Here is a 10,404-nt window from a genome sequence, read left to right as displayed (position 1 = left end):
ATGTCTGTCGGGTTCGATGCCGCGCATGCCGTGGCAGGTACGGTCGACGCCGCCGGGCCGCTGTCAGACGCCGAACGGGAACAACTGCTCACCTGGGGCCTCGGACCGGTACGGGAAGTCCCGGCCGAGCCGATCCACGACCTGGTCCTGCACTGGGCCCGACACACCCCCGACGCCGTCGCCGGCATCGCCGGTGACGAGACACTGACCTACGCCGAACTCGACCGCCGCTCCGCCGCCCTCGCCGCCCACCTACGCGCCCACGGCGTCGACGACGGCGACGTCGTCTCCCTCGCCCTGGACCGCAGCCTCTGGACCCTCGTCGCCACCCTCGCCGTCCTACGCGCCGGCGCCGCCTACACCCCCATGGACACCACCTGGCCCACCGCACGCATGCACATGCTCCTCAACGACCACGGCGCACGCATCGTCCTCACCACCAGCCACACCGCCCCCCACATCCCCCGCACCGACAACGTCCACGTCATCGCACTCGACGACGACTGGCCCACCATCGAGGCCTGCGAGCCATCGACGCTGCCGACCGTGCCCGCCACCGCCCCCGCGTTCGTCATCTACACCTCCGGCTCCACCGGCACCCCAAAGGGCGTCGTGCTGACCCACCAGCAGCTGACGAACTTCCTGGCCTGGATGAGCGACGAGTGCGCCGTCGGCCCCGACAGCCGGATGCTGCACTGCTGCGCGCCCGTCTTCGACGTGGCGCTGGGCGAGATCTACACCGCCCTCACCTCCGGCGCGCGGGTCGTCGTCTGCTCCCGGGACGAGTTGCTCGACAGCCGCCGGCTCACCGACCTGATCGCCAAGGAGCAGGTGACCCACGCGTTCTGCCCGCCGACCAATTTGGCCGCCGTCGACCCGGCCGACTGCCCGAGCATGTCCTGCCTGACCCTGGCCGGAGAGCCGGTGCCGCCCCAGATGGCCCGCCGCTGGACGGCCGCCGGCGCCCGCCTGCTCAACGCGTACGGGCCGGCGGAGGCGGCGGTGGCGTGTACCTGGTTCGACGCGTCGACCGGTTGGGACGGGGCGTACGTGCCGATCGGCTGGCCCATGCCCAACCGGCAGATCCGCGTCGTCGACACCGACCTGAACCTCGTTCCCGCCGGGACACCCGGCGAAATCCTGATCACCGGATTCGGCGTCGCCGACGGATACCTGCACCGTCCCGAACTCACCACCGAACGCTTCGTCACCGACCCGCACGGCGGCGGCCCCGCCTACCGCACCGGCGACCTCGGCCGATGGAACGCCGCCGGGGCGCTGGAGATCCTCGGCCGCATGGACCACCAGGTCAAAGTCAACGGCATCCGCATCGAACTCGGCGAAATCGAAGCCGTCCTCGCACAACACCCCGATGTCGACGCCGCCGTCGTCGTCCGCCGCGAGGACCGAGGCGTCGCCCGACTGGTCGGCTACGTGACCGGCCGCAACCCCGCCGTCGCCGCACTCCGCGAACACGCCGCCACCCAACTACCCGCCTACATGGTCCCCGCCGTGATCATGGTCCTCGACCGGTTCCCCACCGGCGACACCGGCAAGATCGACCGGCGCGCCCTACCCGAACCCACCACCCAACGCCCCGACCTCGACATCGAGTACGCCGCACCCACCACCGATCAGGAACGACTCCTCACCGGCATCTTCGCCGACGTCCTCGGAATCGACCACGTCGGCACCCACGACAACTTCTTCGACCTCGGCGGCACCTCCCTGCAATCCGCCACCGTCGCCACCACCATCGACGAAACCACCAACACCGTCGTTCCCGTCTCCCAGATCCACCGCACCCCCACCCCACACACCCTCGCCCGGTGGCTGGCCACCGCACCCCGGCGTCCCGAGGCCGAACCGGAGCCACCCGTCACCGGCCGCTCCGGCCCGGCCAAACCCGTCCCGCTGACCCTGTCGGTCGCCAAGTGCGTCTGGCTCCCCTTCGAGCTGGTCTGCCCGACCACCTGGTGGATCGAGGGCGAGCTGAACCTGCGCGCCCTGATGGCCGCCCTCGGCGACGTGCACCGCCGCCACCAGGCGCTGCACGCCCGCTACCGCCGGGTCGACCCCGCGGTGGCGCTCGTCCCGCCGAACCCGGGCATGCCGCAGCTGCAGTTGCTGACCGACGCCACCACCGAACAGGAAGCCCTGGACCAGCTGGCAAACGCCGTGCAGCAGCCGCTGGACTACACCCAGGGCCGCAACTGGCGCGCCGCGCTGATCCGACACCCCTCGACCAACCGGGTCCTGTTCGGCATCGGCATCCACCACATCGCCTTCGACGGCTGGTCACACGCCCTGCTCGTGCGCGACCTCAGCCACGCCTACACCGCACGGCTCTCCGGCCAGGCCCCGGCCTGGGACCGACCCGCACCCACCCTGCGCCAGTCCTACGACGAATACACCCGGCTGCGCGAGGCCGCCGACCTCCAGGCGCAACGCGCCTACTGGCGCGAACAGTTGCGCGGCCTGCCCCGCCAGGGCGACGGCCAACTCACGGTGCCGCTGGAGCAGGCGCTGGGCTGGGGTCCGAAGGCCGGCCACATCCTCACCGTCGCCCCCGAGACGATGCAGCGCTGGGACCGGGCGGCGCGCGAACAGCGGTTCAGCCGCTCCAGCTACTTCGCCGCGGCGTTCGCGTCCGCCCTGCGGGCCGTGCACCGGCAGGACGACATCGGCCTGCTGATGATCGTCGCGAAGCGCGGCAGCCGCATCCTCGACTCCGCCTTCACCACCCGGATCAACTCCAACTGCGTCCGGGTCCGGTTCCAGCCGGGCCGGGACCTGCTCCGGCACGTCCAACAGACCGTCGACGAGCTGATGGCCGCCCAGGACATCCCCTTCTCGGAGAGCGCCGCCGACCCGGCCGTGGGGCTGCCCGGCGAGGTGGTGGCCGGCCTGCCGGGCTTCGCCTTCCAGGACAACGTGGTGCTCCCCCTGGAGCTGCCCGGCTGCCGGACCGAGGAGGTCGTCGAGCCGTACGCCCGGGAGGTGATGAGCGGTCTCACCGTCGAGGCGATCCCCCGGCACACCGACGCGCTCCTGCGCATCACCATCCGGACCGACCTGCTCCCGTTCCGCCTCGCCGAGGAGTTGGGCGCCCACATGCTGCGCTTCCTCGACGCCGGCCCGGAGGCCGCCGGGTCCGACCTGAGCTGAGGACCCCGTGGTGACCGGCGGCCCCGGTCACCACGGGTCGCCCCGCGTGATCCAGTGACAGGTTCGGCGGGGCAGTCGCTACTGCCCCGGCTGCCGGGCCGGCACGTGATCCGACGCCGGCACACGTGGCACCGGCCTGCCCTCAGGCAGGAAGCCACCTCCCGGGCCGGGCAGGTGGCTTTCTGCCTGCGTCAGGGGACGAGGGCCGCCGGGCAGTGGGCGAGCAGGTCGGTCGGGGCGTGGGCGACCAGGTCCGGGCCGGCGGCGAGCAGCGCGGCGACGTCCCCACCGTGCCAGGTGGTGGCGACCGTGGTGGCGCCGGCGTCGCGTCCGCTGAGCAGGTCGATCACCGCGTCGCCGACCATCATCGCCTGCTCCGGGGGCACGTCGAGGTGGCCCAGCGCCTGGAGCACGATGTCCGGGGCGGGCTTGGGACGGGCCACCTCGTCGGAGCCGATCACCTGGTCGAAGAGGTCCAGCACGCCGAGGGTGTCCAGCAGTGAGCGGGCCCGGGGGCCGCTCTTGCCGGTGGCGATCGCCATCCGGATGCCCCGGGACCGCAACGTCTGCAGCGTCTCCCGCACGCCGGGGAAGAGCGGCACCAGGTGGGCCATCCGGTAGCTCTCCCGGACGAAGGGCTCCTCCATCTCCAACGGCAGGCCCATCAGCCGCATGATGTCCGGGAAGTACCGGCCCATGTGCCGGTTGTACTCCTCGAACGGCGCGGGGCCGTCCCCCACCACCTCGGCGTACGCGATGCTGAACGCCTCGCGCATGACGGCCGAGCTGTCGACCACGACGCCGTCGAGGTCGAACACGACCGCACGGATCGGGCCCCGGCTCGGCGCCGGTCGGGGTACGTCGACGATGGACGGTGGATGGCTCATGGCTGCTCCCCGGAGCGAGTGAGGTCGCCGGTGGTTCTCACCGGTCGCGATGGCCCGCCAGCGCGTGCTCCCGCTCCGGCTCGGTGGGCCGGGCGGCGTGGTAGATCCGTTCGATGACGTCGATGGTCCGGCGTGCCTCGGCGGCGGCCGCCCCCCGGCTGGCCGGGTCGGCGAGCAGGTCCGGCAGGGCGTCGAGTTGGCGGTCGTACTCGACGCCGATCGACTCGGCGGGCAGTGGCAGCCGCACGGTCTCGCCGTCGCGGGTGCGGGTGAGCACCGGCGTCGGCTCCCGGTTCGGGCTGAACCCGAACGTGCAGCGCAGGGTCGCCGACCCGGCAGCGCCCTGCACGGTGATCGTGGTGCGGTCCCGGGCCTCGTGCGAGGCCCAGCAGGCGTGCACCGCAACGGACGCGCCGTCGGCGGTGAGCAGGAAGCCCCGCGCGGTGTCCTCGACGTCGCCGCGCACCCGGCCACCGGCCCCGGCCTCGCCGCGCCAGGCGGCCTGGGCGGCGTCGTCGTTGACGAAGTCGTCGGAGACGCTGCCGACGGCGTGGGTGATCGGGGCGGTCCCGAGCAGCGGCAGCACCGTGTCGAGCAGGTGCCAGCCGAGGTCGACCAGGGCGCCACCGCCGGAGAGGTCACGGCGGGTGAACCAGCCGCCCGCGTCGGGCACCCCCCGGGCGCGGACCCAGGCCACGTCGACGTGGCGGATCGGGCCCAGCTCGGCGGCCACCTCGACCAGCGCCCCGACGTCGGCCCGCCAGCGGGCGGCGCTGCCGGCCAGCAGCACGGCGCCGCCGGCGCGTTCCGCGTCGGCGAGCAGGTCCGCCTCGGTGGAGGTCAGACAGACCGGCTTCTCCAGGAAGACCGACACGCCCCGGCGCAGCAGCCGGGCGGCGACGGCGGCGTGCAGGTGGTTCGGCACGGCCACCACCACGAGGTCCGCCGTGCCGGCGGGCAGGTCGTCGACGTCGGCGTACGCGAACGGCACGTGGTGGGTGTCGCGGGCCCGCTCCCGCACGGCCGGCTGCGGATCGACCAGGGCGGTCACCTCGAAGGCCGGGTGCGCGGCGAGCCGGGGCAGCCAGATCTCGCGCCCGGCCCACCCGAGGCCGGCCACCGCGACCCGGACCGGACGGTCGGGCGCGGCGGCCGGGGGCACGGCGGTCATCCGGCGAGGACGTCGGCCAGCACGGCGGCGATGTCGTGCATCTGCTGCTCGGTGCCGAGCAGGGTGCGGTGGTGCAGCCACACGCAGTCGGCGTGGATCTGCTCGACGTTCGGGCAGCGGGCGGCGATCTGCTCGACCGTCTCGTCGGGCGCGCCGGCCGCCCAGAATCCCTCGCACCGGTAGATCGCCCGGAACGCCACGAACGCCGGGACACCCCGGGCGATGAGCGCGTCGACCACGGCACGGCGACGTTCGACGGTGATGCCGGGGACCCGGAACATCGCCATGTAGTGCGGGTTGCGGTCACCGCGCGCGTCGCTGCCCTGCGGCACCACGCCCGGGATCTCGGCGAGCAGGCTCGCCAGCAGCGGCCAGCGCTGCTCGCGCACCGCGATCTGGTCGTCCAGCCGGGTCAGCTGGGCGCGCAGCACGGCCGCGGTGAACTCGTTCATCCGGAAGTTGGAGCCGGTGGTGCGGTGCAGGTAGTCCCGGTCGGTGCGGGGCCGTCCGCAGCTGTGCACGAGGAACGCCCGCTCGCGCAGCTCCTCGTCGGGGAAGAGCACCGCGCCACCCTCACCGGCGGTCATCAGCTTGCCGTTCTGGAAGCTGAACGCGGCGACCGAGCCGAGTTCGCCGACCCGCCTGCCCTGCCACTGCGCGCCGTGCGCGTGCGCGGCGTCCTGGAGCAGCGCCACCCCGGCGTCGGCGGCGATCTTGTCCAGCGCGTCCATGTCGGCGAACTGGCCGGCCATGTGCACCGGCATGATCACCTTTGTCCGCGGGGTGATGGCCGCCGCGACCGCTGCCGGGTCGATGCAGTACGTGTCCAGGTCGACGTCGACCGGCACCGCGACCGCGCCGAGGCGCTGGGCGGCCAGCGACGACGAGATGAAGGTGAAGGCCGGGACGATGACCTCGGTACCGGGCCCGACGCCGAGCACCTCGAGGGCGACCTCCAGGGCGTGGGTGCCGTTGGTGACGGCGAGCGCGTGCGGCGTGCCGTGGTACGCCCCGAACTCCGCCTCGAAGGTGTCGACCTCGCTGCCGCCCACCCGCCACCACTGACCCTGCTCGAGGGCGCGGATCAGGCCGGCCCGCTCCTCGTCACCGAACTGCGGCCACTCGGGGAACTCCGGCACTGTCGACGGCTCACCACTCATGACTTCCCACTTCCCAATCCAGGAGGACCAGCGGTTCCTCGGCTGCGCCGTCCCCGCGACACCGGGCGCACCGGGGAGGACCCGTGCCGCACGGTCGGGTTCGAGGCGGGCGTCGCCGCGGTCGCGGCGAGTGCTCTGCTCGCGATGGACGCTAACCGACCCGGCAGGCCGCTCACCTCCCCTAACGGCCCCTACCCACCCCTTAGTCCGGCGGCTGGCCGGGCCTGCGCGGCGGCGGCGTAGTAAGACTGCGGGAACCCCGACGCCACCCGTGTCCGGGTCGCCCGACCATCGCGCGCCTCGTGGTGGACCGTGGCCGCCCCGTACGGGCGGGGGCACCCCGCGTCACACGCAGCCCGCTCGGGACGGCGGGCCACGACAGCCCGGGAAGCCGGCTCGGAACCGCGCCCCTAGCGGCCCCTACGCACCCCTTAGATCCCCGGCGGCTCGCGCCGCCGGCGGCCGGACCCCGGCGATACTGCAGGAACTGTCGTCGGTCCTGTCGGGAGGGACCGCCCCCGCGTGAGGTGAACCGTGTCCGACGTGCTGCTGCTCAACGGCCCGAACCTGGGCATCCTCGGACGGCGGGAGCCGGAGATCTACGGCACCGACACGCTGGCCGACATCGAGCGGGCCGTAGCCGAGGAGGTCGCGCCGCGCGGCTGGCGGGTGATCGCCCGGCAGCACGACTGCGAGGGCGCGCTGATCGGCGCGATCCAGAGCAACTACGACACGGTGGGCGCGATCGTGAACCCCGGCGCGCTGATGATCGCCGGATGGAGCCTGCGGGACGCGCTGGCGAACTACCCCCGCCCGTGGCTGGAGGTCCACCTGTCGAACGTCTGGGCACGGGAGAGCTTCCGGCACGACTCGGTGCTCGCCCCGCTGGCCAGTGGGGTGATCGTCGGGCTCGGCGCGCTGGGCTACCGGCTGGCCGCCCGCGCCCTCGTCACCACCGTCGCATGACCGACCGCAGCCGCACCGACGTCCGGTCCACGCAGGACCGGCCCCGGTACGGTCGTCGGATCGTCCGGCACTACCCGAAGGACACTGTGTGCGTATCCCCGTCGTCGTCCTGACCCTCATCCTCGCCTCGGTCATCCTGGCCGTGGCCGTCCCGAAGCTCACCGGCCAGGCGCAGATGCGCGAGCGGATGGCCCACCTCGGCGTCTCCCCGGGCCTCACCCGGCTGATCGGCGGCCTGGAGATCGCCGCCGTCGCCGGCCTGCTGCTCGGCCTGCTCTGGCCGCCGATCGGCGTCGCCGCGGCGGTCGGCCTGACCCTGCTGATGATCGGGGCGGCGGTCTACCACGCCCGCGCCAAGGACCCGGTCCCGATGACCGTGGTTCCGGTGGTGTTCGCTCTCGCCGCCGGGGCGCTGGCCGTCCTGCACGTCGTGAACGGCTGAGGGTCCGAGGTGCCGGCCGCGCGGGGAGCCCCGGTCGGGCTGCTGGGCGTCGACGTCGGTGGCACCAAGGTCGCGCTGCGGGCGGAGGGGGCCGGTCGGCCGGCGTACGAACGGACGTTCCGCTGGCCGCCGGGAGCCGATCCGGACGCCGACCTGGCGGCGCTCGACACCGAGGTGGCCGCGCTGCGCGCCACCTGGGGTCCGGTGCACGCCGTCGGGCTCGCGATGCCGGCGACCACCGACGCCACCGGCACGGTGCTGACCTGGCCGGGCCGGCCGAGCTGGACGGGTCTGGACCTCGCCGGGGCGTGCGACCGCATCTTCCCCGGCAGCCGCAGCGGGTACGCCGACGACGGTGACCTGGCCGCGCTGGCCGAGGCCCGCCACGCCGGCCGCGACGACGTGGTCTACCTGGGCGTGGGCACCGGAGTCGGCGGTGGCGTGGTCCTCGACGGACGGCTCGTCCCGGGCCGCGCCTCCGCCGAGGTCGGGCACATGGTGGTCGACCTCGACGGCGCACGCTGCGACTGCGGGCGTACCGGCTGCCTGCAGTCCGTGGCCTCCGGCCCGGCCACCCTGCGCCGGGCGGCCCTAGCCCGGGGCGGCGAGGTGAGCTTCGACGACCTGCGGGCCGGGCTGCGCGACGGCCGGCCCTGGGCGGTCGCGGCGGTCCACGCGAGCTGCGCCGCGCTGGCGGCGGCGGTGGTGAGCCTCGGTGAGCTGCTGGCCCCGGCGGTGGCGATCGTGGGCGGTGGCTTCGCCGACGGGCTGCCCGGCTTCGTGCCGCTCGTCGGGCACACGGCCCGGCTGGCGGCCCGCCCCGGACGCCCGGCGCCGGTGGTGCGCGCCGCCGCCCTCGGCGGCCTGTCGTCGCTGCACGGCGCGGTTCAACTGGCCCGTGACCTCGTCATCCCGTCCGAGTGCGACACAGTGGAGGAAACCTGATGATCAGGATCGGCGTCATCGCCGGCAGCACCCGCCCCGGCCGCAAGTCCGATGTCATCGCCCGCTGGGTACGCGACATCGCCGCCAAGCGCGGCGACGCCACGGCGGAACTGGTCGACCTGCGTGATCACGACCTGCCGCACCTCGACTCGCCGCTGCCGCCGTCGATGGCCCCGTCCACCCAGCCGAAGGTGCGCCGGTGGGCGAGCACGATCGCCGCCCTGGACGCGTTCGTCTTCGTCACCCCCGAGTACAACCACTCGATCCCCGGGGTGCTGAAGGACGCCGTCGACTACCTCTACCGGGAGTGGCACGACAAGTCCGCCGGCCTGGTCAGCTACGGGCTGCACGGCGGCACCCGGGCCGCGGAGCACCTGCGGCTGGTGCTCGCCCAGGTGGAGGTGGCCGACGTCCGGTCCCAGGTGGCGCTCTCCCTGCACACCGACTTCGTGAACTTCCGTGACTTCCGCCCCGCCGCCCACCAGGAGCAGGCGGTGTCGGCCATGCTCGACCAGGTGGTCGCCTGGGGCAGCGCGCTGCGCGGGCTGCGCCGCCCGTGACCGCCCCGCCGCAGCCCCTGCCCGCGATCAGCGGCACGACCCGGGTGTACGCGCTGCTCGGCGACCCGATCGCGCAGGTGCGGGCCCCCGGTCTGCTCAACCCCGTGCTGGCCCGGCGCGGCGCCGACGCCGTGCTCGTCCCGATGCAGGTGACGCCGGGCGACGTCGCGCCGGTGGTGCGCGCCCTGCGGCAGGTGGCCAACCTGCACGGCATCCTCGTGACAGTGCCGCACAAGGCGGCCGCCCTGATCCTCGCCGACCGGGCCACCGCCCGCGCCCGCCTGGCCGGCAGCGTCAACGCGCTGCGCCGGGAGCCCGACGGCACCTGGTCGGCGGACACCTTCGACGGCGACGGTTTCGTCCGTGGCCTGGTCGAGGCCGGGCACGACCCGAAGGGGCTGCGGGTGTGCGTGGTGGGCGCGGGCGGGGCGGGCAGCGCCATCGCGGTCGCCCTGCTCGACGCGGAGGTGGCCGAGTTGCGGCTGGTCGACACCGACCCGGGCCGGCTCGACACGCTGTGGCGGCGGCTGTCCGACGCGTACCCCGGTCGGGTGCGCGCCGCGACCGGGCCGCGACTGGCCGACGTCGACGTCGCGGTGAACGCGACGCCGCTGGGGTTGCGGCCCGACGACCCGCTGCCGTTCCCGGTGACCGGGTTGCCGGCGCACGCCGTGGTCGCCGACATCATCATGAGGCCGGCGGAGACGGCGCTGCTGCGGGCGGCCGCCGAGCGGGGTCTGGCCGCCCACCCCGGCGAGCCGATGCTCGCCCACCAACTGGACTCCTACCTGGACTTCTTCGACCTGTAGCCCCGTCGGAGTCGGCGGGGCCGCCGGGGGCAGCGTCACCGTCGGCGCGGCGGGCCACCGGGACCCGGACGGCCGGTGTGCCGGGGCGGTGCCTTGAGGCGCCGGAACCGGTGTGGGATTCTTGGGCGTCGATGGCCAGCCGCGCGGGGCTGACAGTCGTCCACTGGGCAACCGGAGCGGGCACCCGTCTCCGGGGGACGGCGACACGGGCGATCGAGCACCCGTTCCCTGCCACGCCCGCCGCGGCGACTCGTGCCCACCACGAGCCGGCCGCCGTCGGCCGGGCGGCCGTCCCG

The 10,404-nt window shown here is 74.2% G+C and carries 9 protein-coding genes; 6 read left to right on the top strand and 3 right to left on the bottom strand.

Annotated features, from left to right (window positions below; translation table 11 throughout):
• Positions 1–30: 30 nt before the first annotated feature.
• A complete protein-coding gene (locus tag ACPFP2_RS24320; protein ID WP_424091728.1) occupies positions 31–3,168 on the top strand; it encodes an amino acid adenylation domain-containing protein in 3,138 nt (1,045 codons plus the stop codon).
• Between the two features lie 191 nt (positions 3,169–3,359).
• Here the strand turns inward: ACPFP2_RS24320 and ACPFP2_RS24315 are convergent, their stop codons facing one another.
• From ACPFP2_RS24315 to ACPFP2_RS24305, 3 genes are read right to left on the bottom strand one after another with little or no spacing between them, the layout of a single operon-like run.
• Positions 3,360–4,055 carry an HAD-IA family hydrolase gene (locus tag ACPFP2_RS24315; protein WP_424091726.1) on the bottom strand — a complete coding sequence of 232 codons (696 nt, stop codon included), beginning with the start codon at positions 4,053–4,055 and terminating at the stop codon, positions 3,360–3,362.
• A gap of 37 nt (positions 4,056–4,092) precedes the next feature.
• Complete coding sequence (locus ACPFP2_RS24310) at positions 4,093–5,226, bottom strand: Gfo/Idh/MocA family protein (RefSeq protein ID WP_424091723.1); 1,134 nt, start codon at positions 5,224–5,226, stop codon at positions 4,093–4,095.
• Complete coding sequence (locus tag ACPFP2_RS24305) at positions 5,223–6,386, bottom strand: DegT/DnrJ/EryC1/StrS family aminotransferase (RefSeq protein WP_424091721.1); 1,164 nt, start codon at positions 6,384–6,386, stop codon at positions 5,223–5,225. Before ACPFP2_RS24305 ends, ACPFP2_RS24310 begins: the two co-directional genes overlap by 4 nt.
• Positions 6,387–6,920: 534 nt before the next feature.
• Here ACPFP2_RS24305 and ACPFP2_RS24300 point away from each other — a divergent pair.
• From ACPFP2_RS24300 to ACPFP2_RS24280, 5 genes are all read left to right on the top strand, one after another.
• Entirely contained in the window at positions 6,921–7,352 is a 432-nt protein-coding gene (locus ACPFP2_RS24300) for a type II 3-dehydroquinate dehydratase (protein WP_088978805.1), read from the top strand.
• 88 nt (positions 7,353–7,440) lie between these two features.
• Positions 7,441–7,794 carry a DoxX family protein gene (locus ACPFP2_RS24295; protein WP_424091719.1) on the top strand — a complete coding sequence of 118 codons (354 nt, stop codon included), beginning with the start codon at positions 7,441–7,443 and terminating at the stop codon, positions 7,792–7,794.
• A 9-nt stretch (positions 7,795–7,803) separates the two neighbouring features.
• Positions 7,804–8,739, top strand: a complete 936-nt coding sequence (locus tag ACPFP2_RS24290; protein WP_424091717.1) for an ROK family protein — start codon at positions 7,804–7,806, stop codon at positions 8,737–8,739.
• Positions 8,739–9,299 carry an NADPH-dependent FMN reductase gene (locus ACPFP2_RS24285; RefSeq protein WP_424091715.1) on the top strand — a complete coding sequence of 187 codons (561 nt, stop codon included), beginning with the start codon at positions 8,739–8,741 and terminating at the stop codon, positions 9,297–9,299. The genes ACPFP2_RS24290 and ACPFP2_RS24285 overlap by 1 nt, the downstream gene beginning before the upstream one ends.
• Complete coding sequence (locus tag ACPFP2_RS24280; RefSeq protein WP_424091713.1) at positions 9,296–10,108, top strand: shikimate dehydrogenase family protein; 813 nt, start codon at positions 9,296–9,298, stop codon at positions 10,106–10,108. Before ACPFP2_RS24285 ends, ACPFP2_RS24280 begins: the two co-directional genes overlap by 4 nt.
• Positions 10,109–10,404: the final 296 nt, after the last annotated feature.

The sequence above is a fragment of the Micromonospora citrea genome (assembly GCF_049629545.1).
GTDB classification, from domain to species: Bacteria; Actinomycetota; Actinomycetes; order Mycobacteriales; family Micromonosporaceae; genus Micromonospora; species Micromonospora citrea_A.
The sequence above is the reverse complement of the archived record's forward strand: the minus strand, read 5'-3'. Positions and strand labels throughout refer to the sequence as shown.